20 protein-coding genes are annotated in these 20,359 nt (G+C 58.5%); 9 read left to right on the top strand and 11 right to left on the bottom strand.

Annotated features, from left to right (window positions below; all coding sequences use genetic code 11):
* Positions 1-35: 35 nt before the first annotated feature.
* The 4 genes from ACR0KL_RS13075 to ACR0KL_RS13060 form a co-directional block, all read right to left on the bottom strand.
* Positions 36-296, bottom strand: a complete 261-nt coding sequence (locus ACR0KL_RS13075; RefSeq protein ID WP_170637614.1) for a hypothetical protein — start codon at positions 294-296, stop codon at positions 36-38.
* Between the two features lie 86 nt (positions 297-382).
* Positions 383-1,792, bottom strand: a complete 1,410-nt coding sequence (locus ACR0KL_RS13070; protein ID WP_170680268.1) for an FAD-linked oxidase C-terminal domain-containing protein — start codon at positions 1,790-1,792, stop codon at positions 383-385.
* 83 nt (positions 1,793-1,875) lie between these two features.
* Positions 1,876-3,669, bottom strand: a complete 1,794-nt coding sequence (ggt, locus tag ACR0KL_RS13065; protein WP_170680266.1) for a gamma-glutamyltransferase — start codon at positions 3,667-3,669, stop codon at positions 1,876-1,878.
* 19 nt (positions 3,670-3,688) lie between these two features.
* Positions 3,689-4,675, bottom strand: a complete 987-nt coding sequence (locus ACR0KL_RS13060; RefSeq protein WP_170680264.1) for a 2-hydroxyacid dehydrogenase — start codon at positions 4,673-4,675, stop codon at positions 3,689-3,691.
* Between the two features lie 171 nt (positions 4,676-4,846).
* On the opposite strand from ACR0KL_RS13060, the gene ACR0KL_RS13055 reads away from it, so the two are divergent.
* Positions 4,847-5,335: an SH3 domain-containing protein gene (locus ACR0KL_RS13055; RefSeq protein ID WP_425085188.1), complete on the top strand. Its 489-nt coding sequence runs from the start codon at positions 4,847-4,849 to the stop codon at positions 5,333-5,335.
* A gap of 22 nt (positions 5,336-5,357) precedes the next feature.
* Here ACR0KL_RS13055 and ACR0KL_RS13050 read toward each other — a convergent pair whose 3' ends face one another.
* The gene (locus ACR0KL_RS13050; protein WP_480777126.1) at positions 5,358-6,698 is read right to left on the bottom strand and encodes a tetratricopeptide repeat protein; all 1,341 of its coding nucleotides are present in this window, start codon (positions 6,696-6,698) and stop codon (positions 5,358-5,360) included.
* 426 nt (positions 6,699-7,124) lie between these two features.
* Between ACR0KL_RS13050 and ACR0KL_RS13045 the strand changes: the two genes are divergently transcribed.
* The 3 genes from ACR0KL_RS13045 to ACR0KL_RS13035 all read left to right on the top strand — a co-directional run bounded on the left by ACR0KL_RS13045 (position 7,125) and on the right by ACR0KL_RS13035 (position 10,923).
* Positions 7,125-8,360, top strand: coding sequence for a DUF3179 domain-containing (seleno)protein (locus tag ACR0KL_RS13045; RefSeq protein WP_170680259.1), 1,236 nt, complete (start codon positions 7,125-7,127; stop codon positions 8,358-8,360).
* A gap of 11 nt (positions 8,361-8,371) precedes the next feature.
* A complete protein-coding gene (locus ACR0KL_RS13040) occupies positions 8,372-10,036 on the top strand; it encodes a sulfatase-like hydrolase/transferase (protein WP_480777125.1) in 1,665 nt (554 codons plus the stop codon).
* A gap of 68 nt (positions 10,037-10,104) precedes the next feature.
* Positions 10,105-10,923, top strand: coding sequence for a hypothetical protein (locus ACR0KL_RS13035; RefSeq protein ID WP_170680255.1), 819 nt, complete (start codon positions 10,105-10,107; stop codon positions 10,921-10,923).
* A 40-nt stretch (positions 10,924-10,963) separates the two neighbouring features.
* On the opposite strand, the gene ACR0KL_RS13030 is transcribed toward ACR0KL_RS13035, so the two are convergent.
* A complete protein-coding gene (locus ACR0KL_RS13030; RefSeq protein ID WP_170680253.1) occupies positions 10,964-11,959 on the bottom strand; it encodes a zinc-binding dehydrogenase in 996 nt (331 codons plus the stop codon).
* Between the two features lie 91 nt (positions 11,960-12,050).
* Between ACR0KL_RS13030 and ACR0KL_RS13025 the strand changes: the two genes are divergently transcribed.
* Positions 12,051-12,887, top strand: coding sequence for a LysR family transcriptional regulator (locus tag ACR0KL_RS13025; RefSeq protein WP_480555322.1), 837 nt, complete (start codon positions 12,051-12,053; stop codon positions 12,885-12,887).
* A 2-nt stretch (positions 12,888-12,889) separates the two neighbouring features.
* Here ACR0KL_RS13025 and ACR0KL_RS13020 read toward each other — a convergent pair whose 3' ends face one another.
* From ACR0KL_RS13020 to ACR0KL_RS13000, 5 genes are all read right to left on the bottom strand, one after another.
* Complete coding sequence (locus tag ACR0KL_RS13020) at positions 12,890-13,585, bottom strand: SDR family oxidoreductase (protein ID WP_480777124.1); 696 nt, start codon at positions 13,583-13,585, stop codon at positions 12,890-12,892.
* Between the two features lie 10 nt (positions 13,586-13,595).
* Entirely contained in the window at positions 13,596-14,105 is a 510-nt protein-coding gene (locus tag ACR0KL_RS13015; protein WP_480777123.1) for a nuclear transport factor 2 family protein, read from the bottom strand.
* Between the two features lie 60 nt (positions 14,106-14,165).
* A complete protein-coding gene (locus ACR0KL_RS13010) occupies positions 14,166-15,119 on the bottom strand; it encodes an alpha/beta hydrolase (RefSeq protein ID WP_170680245.1) in 954 nt (317 codons plus the stop codon).
* Between the two features lie 113 nt (positions 15,120-15,232).
* The gene (locus ACR0KL_RS13005; protein WP_480777122.1) at positions 15,233-16,120 is read right to left on the bottom strand and encodes a helix-turn-helix domain-containing protein; all 888 of its coding nucleotides are present in this window, start codon (positions 16,118-16,120) and stop codon (positions 15,233-15,235) included.
* Between the two features lie 50 nt (positions 16,121-16,170).
* Complete coding sequence (locus tag ACR0KL_RS13000; protein ID WP_170374409.1) at positions 16,171-17,067, bottom strand: LysR family transcriptional regulator; 897 nt, start codon at positions 17,065-17,067, stop codon at positions 16,171-16,173.
* Between the two features lie 118 nt (positions 17,068-17,185).
* Here ACR0KL_RS13000 and ACR0KL_RS12995 point away from each other — a divergent pair, with 118 nt between their 5' ends.
* From ACR0KL_RS12995 to ACR0KL_RS12980, 4 genes are all read left to right on the top strand, one after another.
* A complete protein-coding gene (locus ACR0KL_RS12995; RefSeq protein ID WP_170680241.1) occupies positions 17,186-17,680 on the top strand; it encodes a nuclear transport factor 2 family protein in 495 nt (164 codons plus the stop codon).
* Between the two features lie 20 nt (positions 17,681-17,700).
* Positions 17,701-18,093 carry a nuclear transport factor 2 family protein gene (locus ACR0KL_RS12990; RefSeq protein ID WP_170680239.1) on the top strand — a complete coding sequence of 131 codons (393 nt, stop codon included), beginning with the start codon at positions 17,701-17,703 and terminating at the stop codon, positions 18,091-18,093.
* On the top strand, positions 18,090-18,692 hold the full coding sequence (locus ACR0KL_RS12985) for an NAD(P)H-dependent oxidoreductase (RefSeq protein WP_170680237.1): 603 nt from the start codon (positions 18,090-18,092) through the stop codon (positions 18,690-18,692). The genes ACR0KL_RS12990 and ACR0KL_RS12985 overlap by 4 nt, the downstream gene beginning before the upstream one ends.
* Before the next feature lie 111 nt (positions 18,693-18,803).
* Positions 18,804-19,961, top strand: a complete 1,158-nt coding sequence (locus tag ACR0KL_RS12980; RefSeq protein ID WP_480777121.1) for an adenylate/guanylate cyclase domain-containing protein — start codon at positions 18,804-18,806, stop codon at positions 19,959-19,961.
* Positions 19,962-20,359: the final 398 nt, after the last annotated feature.

The following is a 20,359-nucleotide window of genomic DNA, read 5'->3' as shown; positions in this document are numbered from 1 at the left end:
ATGCAGGTCGTTAAATGGCGACTTAGAAACAGCCGTCAGCCTTCCGAGCGACACCGCTTGGTGTTTCCGACAGTCTTGCAGACCAGCTTGCCGGGCGGTTCAGTGGCTTCGGGTTCCTGAGCTTTCGGTGTGCTGTCAACGCTTGCGGGTTCATCCTCGGACCCGCCAGTGAAGGCTGCGATATAGTCGCTTGCGCTGAGCCCGTCACCCGAGGCTTTGGCTTTCTGATAGTAGTCCAGCCCCGCAACCGCCAGCCCGGCCACCGCAACAAAGCCCGCCAGATATTTTGCACTCATGTCGATCACCTGTTCGTCTTTCGCCGCATGACACCACATCACCTAGACGTTTTGTGGGCACAAAGCGGACAAGATCGCGGAAACTGCTAGGTGTGATCGGCCAGTATTTTTCCCGGATTCATGATGTTGTCGGGATCCAGCGCCGCCTTGATCGCGGCCATGTAGTGTGTTGCCTGCCCCAGTTCTTTCTCAAGATAGGGGCGCTTGCCCTGCCCGATGCCGTGCTCGCCTGTGCAAGTGCCCTCCATCGAAATGGCCAGATCGTTGAGCCAACCGACGAACTCATCGGCCCGGTGGACTTCTTCGGCGTCGTCCATGTCGATCAGGGGCAGCGTGTGAAAGTTCCCGTCGCCGACATGCCCAACGATAGGCGCAAGTAGGTCAAGCTCGGCCGCTTTGTCCTGAGCGGCCCCTACGGCCTCCGCCAGACGGGATATTGGTACGCAGACATCGGTCGAGATCCCCTTGGCGCCCGGTCGCAACTGAAGGCTGGCCCAGTACATGTCGTGACGCGCCTGCCAGAGCTTGTTGCGTTCCTCCGTGGTTGAGGTTGCGGCGAAGTCTGTGCCGCCAAACTCTTCTGCGATCTGACCAAAGGTCTCGGCCTGTTCGGCTGCGCTTGCGTCCGAGCCGTGGAACTCTAACAGGAGCAGTGGCGTTTCGGGCAAGGTCAGGCCGGAATAAGCATTGGCGGCTTTGACGGATAGTTCATCCAGCAATTCGATCCGCGCGACAGGTACGCCGTATTGGATCGTCATCATCACCGCCCGGCAGGCGGCATCGACGGTTGGGAAAGAGCAGCGGGCCGAACTAACCGCCTCGGGGATACCATGCAGGCGCAGGGTCAATTCGGTGATGATGCCCAGCGTGCCTTCGGCCCCGATCAACAGCCGCGCCAAATCGTACCCTGCCGAGGATTTCTTGGCGCGATTGCCGGTCCGGATGATCTGCCCATCGGGCATCACCGCCTCAAGGCTCAATACATTGTCCCGCATGGTGCCATAGCGCACCGCATTGGTTCCGGACGCGCGGGTCGCAGCCATCCCGCCGAGTGAGGCATTTGCACCGGGATCGATCGGAAAGAACAGGCCCTGATCGCGTAGGTGGCTGTTCAGATCTTCCCGTGTGACACCGGGTTGCACGACGCAATCAAGATCCTCGGCATGCACCGCCAGCACCTTGTTCATCTGGGTCAGATCGACCGACACCCCACCGGCAGGCGCGTTCACATGCCCTTCAAGCGAAGTGCCCGTGCCAAACGCGATCACCGGCACCTTATGCGCGGCACAGGTTTTGATGACCTCTGCGACCTCCTGAGTGGTGTGGGGAAACACCACCGCGTCGGGGCTTTGATTGGTGATCCAAGTTGTGGTGTGGCCATGCTGTTCGCGGATGGCTGCACCGGTTTGGAGACGATCCCCAAACTGTTGCTTCAAGATGCCGAGCGCCGTTCCAATCCCGGCCTCATTTCTCGGCAAAGCCGTCGCCTGAACCATGCTACCCCTTTTCTGCCCGCCAGTTGCACGGGCCCTTCCCAATGTGTCGAATAGACCCGCCCGAGCCGGGCAAGACCCAGATTTTATTCGCCCAGCGCGATCCCTTCACGCCGATGGTCCGCTCCACCGCTGAGAGTTTCGCCAATCTCAATCGCATGCAGGCCCGAGGTCAGATCGCGGGGGTTCACCTCGAACCCGATCTCGATTAGCGCGTCTGCGTAGCCTTCGGCCGCAGTGTCCACCTCTACATCATAGGTCCCGAACCGGTTGACCAGATGCGGCAGCGAGATCGCCTGCTGTACGTCCATATCCCAATCCGCCCAAGCGATGATCGACTTGGCAACGTAGCCAATGATACGGCTGCCTCCGGGTGACCCGATGGCTAAAACCGGCGCGCCGTCCTGCATGACGATGGTCGGGCTCATGGACGAACGCGGGCGCTTGCCAGGCTCCAAACGGTTGGCGATGGGCACACCGTCGCGATGGGTGCGGAACGAAAAATCAGTCAGTTCGTTGTTCAGCAAAAACCCGTTCGTCATCAGGCGCGAGCCAAAGCCGTTTTCAATCGTCGTCGTCATCGACAAGACATTGCCGTAGCTGTCGACGATCGAGATATGCGAGGTCGAAGGCAGCTCCAATGACTCGTCATCAGCCCAGTGCATCGCATGATCAAACTCGGGATTGCCCGGAGCGACCTCGGTCAGTGCGCCCTCGGCATTCAAAAGCTCCGCACGCTGCGCGAGATAGTCCGGGTCGACCAGCCCGATGGTCGGCATCGGCACGAAATCACTATCGGCCATGTACCGCCCCCGATCCGCAAAGGCGAGGCGTGACGCTTCGCCGATCAGGCGCCATGCCTCCATGCTCTCAGGCCCCATCGCGGCCAGATCATAGCTGTTCAGCATACCCAGAATCTGCCCAACGGTCAGTGCCCCGGACGAAGGCGGACCCATTCCGCAGACCTCATAGACGCGGTAAGCCGCACAGACCGGATCGCGCTCAATGACCTGATAAAGGGCCAGATCGGTTCCCGACAATACGCCGGGGTTGCCCGGCGCGGTGCGGACGGTCCGAACGATATCTGACGCGATTTGCCCGCCGTAGAACCCGGCGGCACCGTCCTCGGCCAGAGCGCGCAGTGTATCCGCATAGGCCGGGTTCATCAGGCGTTGACCCTGTTGCAGTGGCTCACCTTCAGGCAGGAAATATTCAGCCGTTGCAGGGAATCGCGACAGGCGCTCGGCGTCGTTTGCGACCAAACTGGCCAGACGAGGCGAGACCAAAAACCCGTCATCCGCCAGCCGGATACCATCGGTGAAAAGACCGGGCCACGGCGAGCGGCCCCAGCGGCGGTGCGCCTCTTCCAGCAATGCAGGCGTGCCGGGCGTGCCAACGGACAACCCTCCGACGACGGCATCAAAGAACTGCAAAGGTTCGCCGTTTTCATCCTGAAACAGGATCGGCGTGGCGTCCAATGGGGCCGTTTCGCGCCCATCCAGTGTCGTGAGCTGTCCGGTGGCGGCATCGTACCAGACCAAAAACGCCCCGCCCCCAAGGCCCGAGGATTGCGGCTCGACCAAGCCCAGAACAACCTGCACGGCGACCATGGCGTCCGCAGCGGACCCACCCGCCCGAAGGATCTTCGCCCCGGCCTCAACTGCCAAGGGGTTGGCCGCAGCGACCATCCAATTCTCGGACTGTACGGGCACGCCATTTGTTTTGGCCTCAAGCGCCGCGATTAACTCATCGGTCAGAGCCTGCACCTGACCTTCGCTCGCGCCTTCGGGGGCCACGGAGTCCGCTGTTTCCTGGGCAAAACCCGGAACAGTAAAGGCCATGACAGACAGAAGTAGTCCTGAAACCCGGTTGATACGCATAATGTGCTCCTGGGAAAGGTTACAGCATGGATGGGACCACCTGATCCGGCGGTCTGTGCCCATCCTCGAAGGTCTTGATATTGATAATAACTTTCTCACCCATCTCGATCCGCCCCTCCAGTGTAGCCGATCCCATATGCGGAAGCAGCACCACGTTTGGCAGCTTGCGAAGGCGTGGGTTCACCTGCGTGCCGTGTTCATACACATCCAGCCCGGCACCCGCGATATCCCCGGACCGGATCAGCCGCGTCAGCGCGTTTTCGTCGATCACTTCACCACGCGACGTGTTGACGACCACAGCCGAGGGCTTCAGCAGCTTCAGCCGCCGCGCGTTCAGCAGGTGGAAAGTCGACGGGGTCGAGGGGCAATGAACCGAGATCACATCCATCCGTGCCACCATCTGATCAAGGCTTTCCCAATAGGTGGCATCCAGATCCTGTTCAATCTCGGGGCGCAACCGGCGGCGGTTGTTGTAGTGAACCTGCATACCGAACGCGCTGGCACGGCGCGCGACAGCCTGACCGATCCGGCCCATGCCCAGAATACCCAGACGGCGCCCTCCGATCCGGCCACCAAGCAAAGCGGTCGGAGCCCAGCCGGACCAATCGCCCTGCTGCATCAGCGCAACGCCCTCAGGGAAACGACGCGTCACCGCCAGGATCAGCGCCATGGTCATGTCGGCCGTATCATCGGTCAGAACACCCGGAGTGTTCGAGACCAGGATGCCACGCTGACGCGCGGTTGAGACGTCGATATTGTCGACCCCTGCCCCGTAATTGGCTATCAAGCGCAGCTTTTCACCAGCTTGCCCCAGCAAACCACCGTCGATTGTGTCGGTCACCGTCGGCACCAGCACGTCGGCCTCTTGCACCGCAGCGACCAGTTCCTCACGAGTCATGGGGGTGTCATCGTCGCGCAGGCGAACATCAAACAGCTCACTCAGTCGCGTTTCCACTGCTTCCGGCAACCGTCGCGTAACAACAACACTCAGACGTTCTCTTGGCACTTCCGCCCTCCCACTGCTTTGCAAACGCGCTTGCGTCATGGCATCGTGGCGCAGGATAAGGCGGGGCACAAGAACCCCAAAGGCATTGAGTCGACCTTTTTTCGAAAGCAGATCAACAGGCACAAGAGCAGGCAGTCAGTGAGTGGTCTTCTACCGGTGAAACGCCTTTGTTTGGCGATCCTATCCGCGTATCTCATTGCGTTCGGCTCCGCGCCGGTCGCAGCCCAAGACGTGCGCGGCCCGGTCACCAACCTGCCCCTTCCGCGCTATGTCTCGATGAAGGCAGCCGAAGGCAATGTGCGCCGCGGTCCGTCCCTGACCCACCGAATCGATTGGGTCTTCAAGCGGCGCGGTATGCCGCTGCAAATCACTGCGGAATACGGCAACTGGCGCAAGGTACAGGATCGCGACGGGGCCGGAGGTTGGGTTCACTACGCCCTGCTGTCTGGCGTGCGCACGGTGCTGATCGAATCCGAGATGCTGCCCGTTTATGCCCGACCCGATCCGAACTCGACCGTCAACGCGCATTTCGAAACCGGAGTGGTCGCCCGTCTTGGCGCGTGCTCGCTGGACTGGTGTCGCATTTCGGCGGGGGGCTACAAGGGGTGGACGCTGAAAGCCAACCTCTGGGGCGTCGATCCGTCGGAAATCCGGGAATAGCCTCTTTCTCTAATCCCGTACCCTAGTCGGATTGCAAAGCCGCTATTTCGTCAAGCGCGCTGATGATGTCTTCGGCATGATCCGGATCGGCAAACAAAGTCCGGAACAGCGCCGCCAGAGGGTAGCCGGGCCAGGCTTCGTCCAACAACAGAATTGTGGCCCGCGCGCGCTCATCGTCTCCGAGCCTTTGATAGCTTGCCGCCAGATAACCGATCGAGATCGCGCTGACCGGATCACCCAGCCTGACCGCCTCGTTGAACTGGTCTACCGACGCCTGGTAATCCCCCAAGTGATAGCTGGAGGAGGCCAACACGCTGCGATAGGGAAATCTACCGTTTGTCGTATTGGCACCCCGCGCCCGATTGGCGGACGCTATAGCGCGCTGGAAATCCCCACCAAACAGCGCGAACAGGGCATCAAAATTCGTGACGTGGATATCATCAGGGGCAAGCCGTGTTGCGCGCGTGGACTGTGCAAGTGCTGCCTCATGCTCGCGCGAGCAAAATGAAGCCAGGGCAAGGGCGGAATGGCTCCAACCTTCGTCTGGCGCCAGTTCTAGTGCCCGCTGCGCGCGAGTTTTAGCAAGGACCAAAAGCGCCTGTTTTTCGGCTCCGGGCGGGGTTGTTAAGGCAAGGATGCTGATCGCCTGCGCCGAACCGGCGTAGCCGCCAAAATACGTCTCATCAAGCGCCATGGCGCGTTCGAACATGCCGCGCACGGCTTGCAGCCTATCGCGGTCCAGAACCGGGAACATCAGCAGGCGCGCCTCAGTCGCCAGATTAACGGCTTGTAGCTTGGTCGGGTTTGTCGAGAACAGCGCCTCTCTGATGGCTTGTTCCTGATTGGCATTTGCTGAGACGGCGACCGGGCTGGGCGGTGACTGGGGCGATCGGGAGAAGAGCATCAAGCCGCCTGCGATAGCCAACGCGCCCAAAACCGCCACTGAGACCCAGACCATCTTGGAGGGACGCGCTCGGTCCGAGGGTATATCGATGTCCAAAACCTCAAACCGGGGGACATAACCACCCGGATCTACATGGATGCGCAGCCTCTGATCCTTGCCGGAGTTCGAATAGAAGCTCGCCAATCGCCGACGCATGCGCCCTGCATCGACCCGCACGACGGCCATGGGGTCACCCCCAGAATCCAGCGCCCTTCCATAAACATCCTCGGCGATCGACTTGGCGCGGATATCCTCGGACTGGCCTGCCAGAAGCTTGTCGACAACGTAACTGAGGAAAGACTGCAGTCGCTCGGCCCCATCGAATTCCGGGCTGTCCAGGACCGCCTTCAGTGCCCGCTGAATGTCTTCATCCGAGAGCGTTTTTTGGGCTGGTTCTGACTTTACGCTGGCGTCTGACATCGCTTTCGTTAACCGCTGACTGGTTTCAAGTCTTTGAAAAATAACATGTTACCCCGTAACATACGTTAAGATACCTGAATGTGTAAATGAATTTCGGACACAATGATTAGCAAAGGAGGGGAACGGACCTCATCGCGGGGGCACAACTGGGTTCAGACACCGTGAGGCTTATGATGGCTTGCTTGTCGATACACTTTCCTGATCAGGCGAATGACATCCGGCGCCTGCGAAGCGCGGACACGGTCTTTGCGCAAATCTGCGCTGACTTTGAAAGCCTGGCTGCTCTTCTTCCCTGCGATGCAAGTGACCCAAGAAATTCTGATCTCATCGACAGCCTCCGAGGGCTCGAGGACGAAATAAAAACTTACCTTTCGTCCCACTCGACCCCGCCCGAGGGCTAATCAAGACGCAAAAAAGGCGATTCAAATGTTGGCCAATCTTCTATTCTACGTCGGGCTCATCATGTCGTTGACCATCGGGTTCATGTATTTCCGCGATCTCGGTGACGTCAGCCAGATGGTGCTGAAGGTCAAGCGCAATAACATGATCCGCTTTATCCGGAATGAGAACACTTATCTTGCCGCCGGATTCGCCGGGCTTGCGCTGATGCTTGTCGGGCATTTTTTTGGCGGCGGTCCCGGCTGGCTGTTTTTCCTCGGCGTGCCTGCAGTGACTCTGGTGATCGTATTCCTGTTCGTGTTTCCATGGGTTTGGGTCCATATCGGCCTGCGCAACCAGCAAAACACCGCCCGCTACTATCCGATCTCCGAAGCGCAACAATTCATCAACCCATCCGCCAGTGTTCTCGTGATCGAAAACAACGGCCACGCGCGGGCGCATTCCGACGCCCAACTGATGCGCCCTCATCTGGCCGGAAACGATAAGGGGTTGGGCGGCGATGACATCGTCATGACCTATTGTGCCATGGCCAATCTGGGGCAGGCCTACAAACCCGAGATCCGCGGCAAACGTCTGGATCTTGAGGTGATGGCCCAGCACGGCAACAACCTGATACTGCGCGACAACACCACCGGAGAGCCGATCCAGCAGATCTATGGCCGCTTCGACAGCGACGCCTCGAGAACAGCGGCAATGCAGCCATGGCCCACCTTTCGGATGAGCTTTCGGGGATTTCAAAAGGCCTATCCAGATGGTGAGGTCTTTCTGAACAAGCCCTCCTCGAACCCGCTTCTCAGGTTGTTCGACACCTTTACTGAAACCGTTTTCTCCTCGGGCATCGCCAAGCAGCACCAAGAAGAAGCGCCCGTCATGGACAACATGAGCCACAGCGACAACCGTCTGCCCAACAAAACCTATGTCTGGGGCATCACGATCGGTGACGACGCAGTTTGCTGGACCGATGATTTCCTGGCCGAAAATAAAGGGCTGATCAACGCCACGGTTGGCGGGCGTGACGTCGTGGTTTCCTACGACCCAATCTATGAAAGCGTTGGCGTCTGGTACAATGACAGCGGCGCGCCCATCACCCATGTCGATTTCTTCGGAAACGCGGATTGCGGTCAACTGACCCGCGTTGAGACCCTTCGATCGGGCATGTTCTGGCATGTCTGGGTCGAGTTCTTCCCCGGCACGGATATCAACCGCTCCGGCCCGTCCCACACCACACCTGACCCCCGCCAGACCCCCGCCCAAAGCGAATGAGGATTGTTGAAATGAAAACCCTATCCAGAATGTCGGTGCTGCTCTGTCTATCGGCCACGATCTCAACTGCTCAGGACGCGCCGATCATCCATGATGCAGAGTACTACATCCTCGAAGCGCAGAATGCCGAACAATGGGCCGAGGACAATGCCGAGGTTGACCAGTTGCTCGAAGACTTCCGAAGCTCGAACGACGGCAAGCCACCCAACATCATCAATATCCTGATTGACGATATCGGCTTTGGCGATCTTGGTATCCCTGAACTCAACGCAGTTCGCGGGTATTCCACGCCTCATATCAACGCCTTCTCGGACGAAGCGATGCGCATGGTGCGCATGTATACCGAACCCTCCTGCACACCCACACGGGTTGCGATGATGACCGGGCGGCTTCCGGTTCGGATGGGCATGGGCGACACCACCGTGGATATCGCCGGGTTCGGCCTGCCCGCCGACGAAGTTACGCTGGCCGAGATCCTGTCAGATGCGGGCTATGCGACTGTGCATGTGGGCAAGTGGCACATGGGCGATATCCCCGAGGCCTGGCCCCATAACCAAGGCTTCGATTGGGCGGGGTTCCCGGTTCATCAGCAGGGCCAACTGACCATCTACAACGACGATGCGATCAAGGAACAGGTCTCGGTCGGGATCGCGGATTTCGATGACCGTTTCGTTCTGGACGACTTCTTTCGCCCCGACCCTGCCGCGATGGTCACCGGCCTTGAAGCTGAACGCGGGGGTCTTGCGCGCGAAGTTGACATGACCGCGGGCGAGCGCTGGACCGCCGAAAAATATGACGAAATGAACCAGCGCTACCAGGACCAGACGCTTGAAAAAATGCGCGAGCTGGCTGGCGGGGACGCGCCTTTCTTCCTGCAATATTGGCCACTCATTCCGCTGGACAACACGCGCGCAGGTCGTTCGGGGCCGCAATCGCCGAACGGAGGGCTCTATGTCGACAAGATGCAGCAGCTCGACAGCTGGCTCGGCGATATCTTCAACGAGATGGAGGCGCTTGGCCTGGCCGACAACACCATTGTCATCGTGATGGGCGACAACGGCCATTTCACCAAGTATTCGCCGCAATCAGGCTTCACCCCGATGGTTTTCGCCGGTGGCAAAGGTGATGTGTCCGAGGGCGGCATTCGGGTCGACAGCTTCATCCGCTGGCCCGGCATGATCGAGGCCGACGGCATCGTAGGAGATATCGTACACGTCTCGGATCTCTATACCACGCTCGCGCGGTTCGCCGGGGCCGAGAGCGGTATTCCTCGGGATCGGTTGGTGGACGGGGTCGACCAATCCTCGCTGCTGCTGTTGGGCGAGACAAAAGGACGGCGCGATCATCTGATCGTCTATTCCGTCCACACACCCCGCGCGGTCATCAAGGATCAACTAAAGCTGCGCATTCCCGGAGCCGGAGAGAGCGCGATTCTAGCCGATTTCTTCGATGTTTACCGCGATACCCACGAAAAATACCCGGTGTCGACCGAGGTTGGAGCTTGGGGCGGGCAAGAGTTTGTCCGCATTCTGGGGCGTCATCTAAAACGCAAGGAAAAGTATCCAGACATCGAACCAGCCCGTGGTGTTCCCTATGAAGGCATCGAAAACCTGCGACCTGAAACCGAAGCCGCTGTCGAGGCCTTTCTGCTCAAACAGTCTTCTGTTGGCAGATGATCGTATATCCGGACACTGACGCCTTGAAGCAAGGTCGTCGCGAAATTTGAAAGTAAGGAGATTCACCTATGGCAATCAGATCCACTGCCGCGATAGCGGGCGCCACGGCCCTGTCCTGTCTATTGTCGAGCGCAGCATACGCTCAGTCCCTGCCTGCACCGGGTCAGACCGAAGAGGGCTGGCGACACACTCTTGGCTTTTACCTGTTCACCCCGCTCCGCACGCATGGAACGTCAACCGTCTCGGGCGTTTCAGCCGATATCGACCTCGATCTTGGCGACGTGCTGGATGTTCTCGATTTCGCAGCGGCCGGGCGGTATGAGGCCTGGAACGGAGACTTTGGGATCATCGTTGACGCCAACTATGTAGGCATCGGAGAGGACACCACTCTCCCCGGCCCCGCCGCCACTGCAGTGGATGTAGATGTGCGCCAAAAATGGTTTGCGGTCATGGGTGCCTATCGCGTGGCGGATGGGACCTATGGTGCCAACAACCAGCGATACGCCGTCGATCTGCAAGGCGGCATTCGCTACAACTCGATCCGGCAGGAAATCAGGTTCACGACTCCGGGGCCGACGAACCCGCCCACCCAAGGCGGTGACGAAGGCTGGATTGAGCCCGTTGTGGGTGCCCGGGGCATGTGGCGTCTCAACGACCGGTGGACCACCATCGCATCGCTGGAACTTGGCGGGTTCGGAGCCGGAGGCAACGATCTGCAAGTCGGCGCAAATATCGGCTTTGACTATCAGCCGTGGGATCGAACCGCGATTACCTTTGGCTATCGATATTTCAGTGTCGACTACAGTGATTCAACGTCAACCGGCCCGTTCGCCTATGATGTCACGCAGCAAGGGCCCTATGTGGGGCTAAAGGTCTTTTTCAATTAGATCCAAACGCCTTTCCGTGCCTCGTTCTTGCCGGGCTCGATCACTCTATGCTTAGAACCAGTTTGCCGGTGGTTTCACCGGCTTCCAAACGACGGTGCGCCTCGGCGGCTTGGGCAATGGGTAGGATGCTCACCTGCGGGCGCAGAACACCCGCTTGCAACAATTCAAACACCGTGGCCATATCTGCGCTGAACTGATCGGGGCGGTTGACGAAATAGCTGTATATGTCGCTAACCCGGACCGAGACCGACTTCTGAAAGTGCTTCGCCAAATCCTCGGCAAAACTGCCTGCGGGCGGACCGGCAAGGAAACCAAACAGAACTGCAGTGCCCAAAGGCGCCAGAGCGTCGAGGTCTGACTTGAGGGTTTCACCCGAGATCGGGTTGAGCGTCAGATCAACGCCGCGCCCTTCGGTGAGGTCCATCACCAGCTCGGTGACATCCTCGGTGCGATAGTCGATGACGTGATCGGCACCTTGATCCTTTGCATACCCAACCTTGTCGGTGCTGGTCGAAGCGATCACTGTCATGCCCAGTTGCTTGGCAATGTGTAGCGCCATGGTGCCAACACCCCCGGCCGCAGCGTGAACCAGTACAGATTTGCCAGCTGCCGCGCCGCCCAGATTGACCAGCATGTGGTGGGCGGTCATCCCATTGACGGGAATTGCGGCTGCGGTTTCGAACTCGACAGTATCGGCCAACCGGGAAACATAGGGCGCACCGATCAAGGAATGGGTGCCGTATCCACCGGCACCAATCGGCCCCATCCACGCCACGCGGTCCCCGACAGAGAATCCTTCGACCCCCTCGCCCAGCGCCTCAACCACTCCGGCTCCCTCGACCCCGGGCACATGAGGTAGCTCAGGCATCATCCCCTCGGGCATTTCACCTCGACGGATGATTGTGTCGATGAAATTGACTGCCGCGGCTTTGTTGCGGATCAGGATTTCCCCGGCATTCGGGGTCGGGGTCGCACGGTTGGTTTCGCGCAAAACATCTGGTTTACCGGTCTGGGTGATTTCAATAGCGAAAGGCATGATCTGTCTCCTTCTGTTGCGCAGAAGGTAGTAGTCACGCTATCGAATGATAATAGTTGATATCGGAAGGAATAATCCCAAAAATAGAATAATGATCTACAACGACCTTGCCCTGTTTACCGTCGTCGCAAACCATCTCAGCTTTTCCAAAGCTGCGGAGCGTCTGGGGATCCCGCTCAGCCGTGTCAGCCGAAGGATTGCAGAGTTAGAGGACCATCTGGGCACCAAACTGTTTGAGCGAACGACGCGCCAGGTGCGCTTGACGGAGGAGGGTCGTCGCCTTCTGGATCGATGCCAGGACCCGATCGAGGCTCTGCAAGGTGTCGCAGGTTTTAAGGACGATACCAGACGCCAAAGCATCCGCATCACGGCGCCTCCGCTGGCCGCGCGCACGACCATTGGCCCTCGGTTGTTGGATTTCGCAGCAGAGAACCCGGATGTGTCGTTTGAGATGACCACAACCAATGTCATGCTGGACTTCTTTCGCGACAATATCGATCTGGCCTTCCGCCTCGGCCCCTTGACGGATTCCAGCCTTGTCGCGAAACGGCTTTGGTCCGTTCCCTACTGCTTTTGCGCAGGACAGGGCTTCATTCGAGAGCATGGGTTGGACGGGTCGATATCCAGACCAGACTTTCTTGCTTTGCCCGCCCTGAATGCTGGTCAACCCTGGGTGCTGGAGAGCGGGGAAACACTGCACCCGAAGCACATCGCCCACAGTTTGACCGACCTTGATGTCATTGCGCAGGCCGCCCGTCGCAACCTAGGTGTCGCGATGCTGCCTTCAGATATGGTAAACGGCGAACTGCAACGGCTTGAGGTCACGGATGCCCAACCAATGACGCGGGACATGTTCGCCGTCTATCCCAGCCGCCGCCTGTTGCCCGCGCGGGTCAGGAAGCTTATTGATTTCATGACACCCGGTTGAACCTACCAATCAATTGCGACGCCATCCCGGAAGAACCCTCCGGTCGGGCCACCATTCGGTAAGGTCGCCGCCCAGACAACGCCCCTGGCGCCCTCAGAAATCGGACGTCCCCCGCCGCCCATATCCGTGGCAACCCAGCCGGGACACACGGCGTTCACGAGAATGCCCTGGGGTTTCAAGGCGGCAGCGGTCTTGAGGGTCAGCGCGTTCAGAGCCGCTTTGGACACGCCATAGCCAGGCGTTCCGGCGGACATGCTGGTCAGCGACCCTGCCCCAGAGGACACGTTGACGATCCGGGCATCCGTTCCTCGTTTTAACAGTGGCACCGCCGCAATCGTGGTCTCCCACGGGCCGAAAAGGTTCGTATCAAACGCGCGACGCACCCGGTCCAAATCGGCAAGGTGGACCTGTTGGTCGGTGTCGTAGTCCACGCCAGCGTTGTTCACCAAAACATCAAGGCGGCCATAGGCCGATTCAACCATCAAGAAGAAGGCAGCCGCGACAGAATCCGGACTAGAAACATCCAGTTGCAACGCTTCCGCTCCATATCCGATCTCATCCGCAGCAGCCTGCCCTTTTGCTAGATCGCGCGCACCCATCAGAACCTTCATCCCATGGTCTCGGGCCAATTGACGAGAGACTTCTTTACCAATACCGCGATTGGCGCCTGTCACGAGTGCGATACGCTGACTGGTCATGGTTACTCCTTCAATTCGCCTCGGCAGCGCGCTGGCCGGCAAGAGCCACAAGCCCACGGTCACCGGATTCCCAGATTGCCGTCATGGTCATGGATGTGACAACCCAACGGTCGTCTGATTTCTCAAGCTCATAATCATAGCGGCCTCCCAGCACCCACAGACCGTCATCAAGGCGATGGGTCGCTGTGAAATCAGCCTGTGCCGTGGCGGATGTTTCGGAAAGAGAGGTGATGGTGTGATTGGTCACCATATGGTGCGTCGCGTCGAAACCAGGAAGAAAGGCGGACCATCCCGCCACAAGCTCATCAGCGGGTTGTGTGACCGGGTCTCCGCCCCAGAGGCTGGTGTAATCCGCTGTAACAGTATCGGAAAACGCGTCGCGCACACGGGTCCAGTCGTGGCGGTCCGCGCCCGCCGCGATATCGGTGATTGCGGTCGAGATATCGGCCTGTTGTTCAGCAAAAGCTGCGGTTCCGATCATAGAGACGGCCGCAAGGGTCGATGTGAGTTTTCTACGCATGAGGATGCTCCGAATAGATGAGGGTGGACGCCGAAAGATTGCTCGGCGTCCAGACAGGGCTTAGTTGGTTGAACCGGCGCGGAAGTGGTCAGCGACGGTATCGGCCGCGCGGGTGACATCCTCGGGGTTGTCGTAGAAGTCGAACTGCGTGACATCCTCCAGCCATTGAGCTGTCGCGTCGCCTGCGAAACCGGCAAGGAAGGTCTGCACGCCCTGTGGGATCGCTGCGCTTTCCGAGTGCACAATTGCCAGTGGCTTATCCAAACGCTGCGGCTTGTCGGCGGGATGATAGGTCAGCCAGCCTTCCCAGCCCGCATTGTTCCATTTGTCGTCATATTCCGGGATACCGCCACGGTCGGCCTCATAGTAGTATCCGCCGATTGGCATCAGAACGCCCTCGGCACCCTCGGGTCCTGCCGCAGGAATGATCTGGCCACCAGCGGCCTCGGCAGCGTGGGACACCTCAATCAGCCCGGCGACACCTTCTGCGCCGCCATAGACCGCTTCGACGATCTCTTTGTTCTGCAACCACGGTGCAACCAGACCCAGCCGCTGAACCAGCGGATTGCCAGAGACCGCATCGACCATGTACCCGGCCGAGGCGCAGATCCCCAGACCGTTGATGTGGTCGGCATCTACTTCGGGTAGGGTCGCAACGAATGCGATGGCCGCTTTGATGTCCGATGTCTTGGCCTCGGGGCTTTCAACGAAGCGCACGTTGTTCGGCAGATCGCCCGATTTGCCCCAACCGCGGAAATCAAAGGTGAAGGCGGCAAAGCCGCGCTCGGCCATTTCTCGGGCATAGTTTGCGGGCATCTGTTCCTGAACAGAGGTCCAGGCCCCGGTCACGACGACAGTCGGCAGAGGCTCGGCTCCGCGCTCTTCCGGCAGGTACAGCGTGCCGGACAGCATAGCGCCTTCGTTCTCGAAGGTAACGGTGCGGGTTTCGACCTGCGCAACAGCGGCTGTCGAAGCCATAAGCGCTGCGGCGGTGTTCAGAGCGAGGGTATTCATAGCGATATCTCCCAAAATCTGTCTGGATGGGCACAAGCCCGATGACACCTGAGATATGCTGCGGTCAGCAGGGATACTTGCACCGGACTGCCCCGTTTTTGAAAGATCCTGCTTTAGACGGCATTTGCTGCGCGGAACGCGCGCGGGGTCTGCCCTACCACCTGTTTGAAACTGCGCGTGAAATGCGCCTGATCCGAAAATCCACAGGCCAAAGCGATATCACCCAGAGGGCGCGTGGGGTCTTCGATCATCTTCATCGCCTGCTCGACCCGGTAGGCCATGACATATTGCATTGGGGTCGAGCCCAGCGTTTCCTTGAAAACCCGCGCAAAATGCGAGGGGCTCATGCCCGCCTCAGAGGCCAGTTGATCGACCGTGATCGTTTGGTCCAAACGGTCCTGCACATAGGCCAGCACTCGTTGATAATGCTGAGAGGAAAAGCGTGCGGACAGCTCGACCTCTTCGGCGCGGCGTTTGCCGTATTTTTGCAGCAGTTTGACCAGAAACACCCGGCTCATGGCTTCGAACATCACGGCTGAGGACATGTCGTCGGTTGCCAGCGCATCGCGCAGAATGACACCTGCGGCGCATAGGTCAGGATCGGAAAACTGCGGCAGATCGCGAAACTGTTCAGGTGCCAGCAGCATACCCAGCTCAGACTGCGCAAAGTGCTGGACCTTGTCCGGATGCAAGGTGATCACAATCACGTCGGACTGCCCGTACCATCGCCACCCCGACCGCATGCCTGCCGGGGTCACGATGACTTCATCTTTGCAAAAGGTGAAATCCCGCAGCGTGCCGTCCCGCCAGTTTTGCACGCGATGTCCCTTCTCCTGCAGGTTCAGAAGGACGTGGTGTTCCGAAAAGACCTCTTCCGGCATCCGATCAGGTTCGGCCCGAAAATACCGCACCGACATCAGTCCCGCCGCCGAAGGGCGCTGCATTGCATCGCTGTTCAGCAACGGTTCTGACGGGTAGATATCAGCGTATCTTAGGGGCAAGGACGGCTCCTGCTGGCAATATTCGATATGTGGGGTCTGCGCGCGCAGGGTCAAACGCTTTGCTGGCGCTTTATGTGGTCGATGAACAGCCTCAGGGGCATCATGGATTTATACTCGCGTGGGAAATACATGAAAATACCGGGGGTGGGGCCCAAGTGGTCCTCAAGAACTGGTGTCAATACTCCGGTATCAATCAGTGGGGCAACATAGGCCCTGAAGGTATAGGCCAACCCTAACCCTCTTTTCGCCAGATCGACGGTTGCAGGAAGGGCGTTCGCGATCAGGTTACCTTGCACATCTACGGCATATTCCTCCTCGCTCGATTGAAAGCTCCATGGGGCAATCTGGCCCGAGGATTGGAACCTGTAGCGGATACAGGTATGCCCCAGCAGGTCAGGCGGCGTTTCCGGTATGCCACGTGCCGTCAGGTAATCCGGGCTGGCGACGACGGTCACTGGAAGCGGCGGCGTCAACCGCACAGCCACCATGTCCTGCGCCACACGATCCCCCAGACGGAATCCAGCATGCAGCTCCTCGCCGAGTATGTCTGAAAGCGCATCCGTCAACGACAGTTCCAGTTCGATCTCGGGATACGCGGCACAAAAACTCTTGAGGATCGGACCCACGTAAAGGTGGTAGGCAAACTCCGGCATCGCCAATTTCAACGTGCCCCGCGCGGCGTGACCGGTGCTGCGCGCGCTTTCGACCGCCTCGGAGAGTTGATCAAAGGCAGGCCCCGCGCCGCGGATCAGGGCCCGCCCGGCCTCGGTCAGGCTGATCGAGCGTGTTGTCCGAATGAAGAGCGCGGTGCCAAGCTGATCTTCCAACGCTTTCAATTGATGGCTAACGGTCGACGGTTTGATACCTAGCGCCTCGGCCGCAGCACGCAGCGATCCGTGGCGCGCGATGGCGGTAAAGATTTCAAGCGTGGCAAGTGGCAGGCGCATAGAGTTCCCGAACAAACTTATTATTCGACATCATACATGAAAGAAGTGCCAACAGGGTGAATTATCACGCTCTATCGGGATTATTATCTTCGTGTCATCGTATTCAGGAGGACACAAGATGAACACTCTGACCAAAGTTGCTGCCCTCACCGCCGCTCTGATCACAGGAGAGGCCGCCATGGCCGCATCCCCCGAAGACAATATTAAAGTCGTACAGGACTTCTTCGCAGCCTATGGTGCCAGTGATCTGGACGGTATCGCAGCCGTGATGGACGAGAACGTCAAATGGCACATTCCGGGCCGCCACCCCTTGTCGGGAACCAAGACCGGTCGGGACGAAGTTCTGGCCTTTTTCGAACAACTGGGCACCGCTGGTTTTCAGGCAGAACCCATCTATTTCGGGGCCGACGAGACCCATGTGGTTGATATCCACCGTGGCTGGTCGAACGCCGATGGCAAACCAAATGTCGATACGACCTGGGCGCTCGTCTATCGGATCGAGAATGGCAAGATCGTCGAGGCAACCAACCTGTCCGCCGATCAGGACGCGGCAAACACGTTTTTCTGGTCCCAATACTCGCTGGCTCCTGTCCCGGAGCAACTGGCCAAGTAAACCATCAACAGGTGATCCAAGTGACCGATTTCCCCGAAATCCGCGGTTTCATCACCGACTGGTTTGCCCGGTTCGACAGGCTGGATCCGATCGACGCGTTCCTGCCTGACCTCCACCCAGATGTGGACTGGGACATGCCTGACGTCGATACCATTCTCAACGGGCATGATCGCGTGCGTGCTTGGTATCGTGGTGTGCTTGAAACCTTGCAACGTCCAACGGAACATCACGTTAGCAAGATCGAGATCACAGCCGGTGCCGCCCAGTTCGAAGTTCTGTTTCGTGCCACGACCGTTGCGGGGGACCACATTGAAGCCCGCGTTAAGGAAAACTGGCGCTTTGAAACCCGACCCGATGGCCGCCCGCTAATCACCCATTATTCCGCAACATTCCTGCAAGAGGCAGATACATGAAAACCCTCGTCCTCACCGCCCATCCGGACCTGAGCAAATCGCGCATCAACCGCGCCTGGTTTGACGCACTTTCAGAAGCCGCCGACGTGACGACTCGCGATCTGACCGCCATTGGCGGCGGCGAGATGCGCTTTGACATCGAAGCCGAACAGGCCCTCTTGCTGGCTCATGACCGGATCGTGTTCCAGTTTCCATTCTACTGGTATTCCGCACCTCCGGTCATGAAAGCCTGGATGGATCAGGTGCTGAACTATGGTTTCGCCTACGGGCCGGGCGGTGACCAACTGAAAGGACGTGAGTTCCTCATCCTTGTTTCTACCGGAGGTCCCGAGCACAGCTATCACGCGGGCGGATACAACAACTTTACGATGGCAGAGTTTCTGAAACCGTTCCAACAGACGGCGAACCTGGCCGGTATGACGTATCTAAGGCCTTTCGTGGCCCATGGCATGGCCGTAGCAACTCGAGAGCAGATTGAAGAGAACGTGCCCCATATGCTGGCCTATTTGAGCGATCCCGAATTGGACCCCAAGGTGAGACAGGCCCGTTTGCTCAAACAATTGGAAGACGACCCCTCACTGGCAGCGGCGGTAAGCTGAGGTCGACCTATCCTGCGCCCGGCAGAAAAGAACAGGTTTTCAGTCGGCGCGGGTTCTCCGATGCCCAATGAAAGGTAGACTATCAGCGCGGAACAAGAGTGTGAGACAACGATGGCCGAGACTGATCACCTGAACCACTGGTTGATTTCTGATGGTCGACTGTTGGGCGACGAGAGGCTTATCGTCAAAGGCTATTGCGAAGGATTGACCGCGCTTGGCGTCCCCCTCGCCCGCGCAAGGATCGCGCAGAATTATTCGAACCCTTTGCTCAGCGCTTGGGGGATCATCTGGACACCCGAGGAAACCCGCCGCTACACCGTGCCGACGACGGTTTTGTCGACCAGTGCGTGGCACGGCAGCCCGTTCGAATATGTTGTCACCCAGCGGCGCCCATTGCGCAAACGCCTGACCGATCCGGAAGTTCTGGAGGAACATCCGGTCTATGCCGAGCTGGCCGAAGCAGGCGCCACCGATTTTCTGGCCATCCCGCTGGAGCATGGCAATGGCTCGGTTCAGGGCACCAGCTTTACTTCAAACGCAGATACTGGGTTTTCAGACGCGCATATCCGCTACATCGAAGACACGCGATACGCACTTGCCGCGGCTTTGGAACCCATTGCGATGCGCCAATCGCAAAAGAGCCTTCTTCAGACCTATCTGGGGCACGGCCCCGCCGAAGAAATTGATCAGGGGCACATAAAGCGCGGAGAACACAGAACAGTTTCTGCCGCAATCCTGTTTGCGGATCTGCGCGGCTTTACCCAAAAGGCCTCAACCTGGTCCGAGGGCGATTTGCTTGCCATGATGGGTGAGTATTTCGAGATGGTTGTGTCGCCCATCCAGGAAGAGGGCGGTGACGTTCTCAAATTCATGGGGGACGGCATACTAGCCGTTTTCAACATTGATGACGACGCGGAAGCCTCGTGTAGATCTGCGGTGCGGGCGGCAGAACACGCCCTGACCAACCTGCGCGACTACAACCATACGGCCGCCGAAAAGGGACACGAGCCAATCGAGTTCGTCGTCGGCATTGATTTCGGTTGCGTCACCTTTGGCAACATCGGCAGCCCTGATCGCTTGGATTTCACCGTCGTCGGTCAGGCTGTGAACGTGGCCAGTCGCGTTCAGGAACTGTGCAAGAAACTGGACGAAAAGATACTGGTGACTCGGAGCGTCGCAGAGCATGTGACAGGCGGCAAACAGTCAGCTGGCTATCATTCTATCCGCGGCTTGCAGAAGAAAATTGAGGCTTTTGCGATCGGCGCGTAGCTCTTTCGGCGGCAACAATTCGCTAAACGCGGTTGTTTGTGTCGAACCTATCGCAAGGATTTATCGTTTACACAGCGCAGATTGGGTACATGCTGTCGGCTTGGACAAAACGGGATAGTTGTTGCTGAGGAATATGGCTGGGGTGGTAGGATTTTTTGTCAACATATTGAAAATTAACAAAATCAAGGAAATGGGGTCAATGGGTAGTGTTAGGAAATTGGTTTGAGTCCAGCATTGTGCCTCACTGCTCTGCTTTTGACTTTTTAGATGTTAGAGAGTTCGCTGGTCATACGACTTGCGCGGGATTTGGGAGGCCAGCGGAACTTCAATGCTGTCGGCATCAGGGTCTGCTTAGCGGGTGTAGGTTCAGGGATAGCTTTGCACTTCGAGCAAGACTT

This window comes from Ruegeria sp. C8, from assembly GCF_056537565.1.
This window is presented reverse-complemented; position numbering and strand designations above follow the sequence as displayed.

Bases quoted from the DNA above. Each gene is read 5' to 3' on its own strand.
- ACR0KL_RS13075 (WP_170637614.1), bottom strand. From the start codon at position 296: ATGAGTGCAAAATATCTGGCGGGCTTTGTTGCGGTGGCCGGGCTGGCG.
- ACR0KL_RS13070 (WP_170680268.1), bottom strand. From the start codon at position 1,792: ATGGTTCAGGCGACGGCTTTGCCGAGAAATGAGGCCGGGATTGGAACG.
- ggt (WP_170680266.1), bottom strand. From the start codon at position 3,669: ATGCGTATCAACCGGGTTTCAGGACTACTTCTGTCTGTCATGGCCTTT.
- ACR0KL_RS13050 (WP_480777126.1), bottom strand. From the start codon at position 6,698: ATGTCAGACGCCAGCGTAAAGTCAGAACCAGCCCAAAAAACGCTCTCG.
- ACR0KL_RS13045 (WP_170680259.1), top strand. From the start codon at position 7,125: ATGTTGGCCAATCTTCTATTCTACGTCGGGCTCATCATGTCGTTGACC.
- ACR0KL_RS13040 (WP_480777125.1), top strand. From the start codon at position 8,372: ATGAAAACCCTATCCAGAATGTCGGTGCTGCTCTGTCTATCGGCCACG.
- ACR0KL_RS13035 (WP_170680255.1), top strand. From the start codon at position 10,105: ATGGCAATCAGATCCACTGCCGCGATAGCGGGCGCCACGGCCCTGTCC.
- ACR0KL_RS13030 (WP_170680253.1), bottom strand. From the start codon at position 11,959: ATGCCTTTCGCTATTGAAATCACCCAGACCGGTAAACCAGATGTTTTG.
- ACR0KL_RS13025 (WP_480555322.1), top strand. From the start codon at position 12,051: ATGATCTACAACGACCTTGCCCTGTTTACCGTCGTCGCAAACCATCTC.
- ACR0KL_RS13020 (WP_480777124.1), bottom strand. From the start codon at position 13,585: ATGACCAGTCAGCGTATCGCACTCGTGACAGGCGCCAATCGCGGTATT.
- ACR0KL_RS13015 (WP_480777123.1), bottom strand. From the start codon at position 14,105: ATGCGTAGAAAACTCACATCGACCCTTGCGGCCGTCTCTATGATCGGA.
- ACR0KL_RS13010 (WP_170680245.1), bottom strand. From the start codon at position 15,119: ATGAATACCCTCGCTCTGAACACCGCCGCAGCGCTTATGGCTTCGACA.
- ACR0KL_RS13000 (WP_170374409.1), bottom strand. From the start codon at position 17,067: ATGCGCCTGCCACTTGCCACGCTTGAAATCTTTACCGCCATCGCGCGC.
- ACR0KL_RS12995 (WP_170680241.1), top strand. From the start codon at position 17,186: ATGAACACTCTGACCAAAGTTGCTGCCCTCACCGCCGCTCTGATCACA.
- ACR0KL_RS12985 (WP_170680237.1), top strand. From the start codon at position 18,090: ATGAAAACCCTCGTCCTCACCGCCCATCCGGACCTGAGCAAATCGCGC.
- ACR0KL_RS12980 (WP_480777121.1), top strand. From the start codon at position 18,804: ATGGCCGAGACTGATCACCTGAACCACTGGTTGATTTCTGATGGTCGA.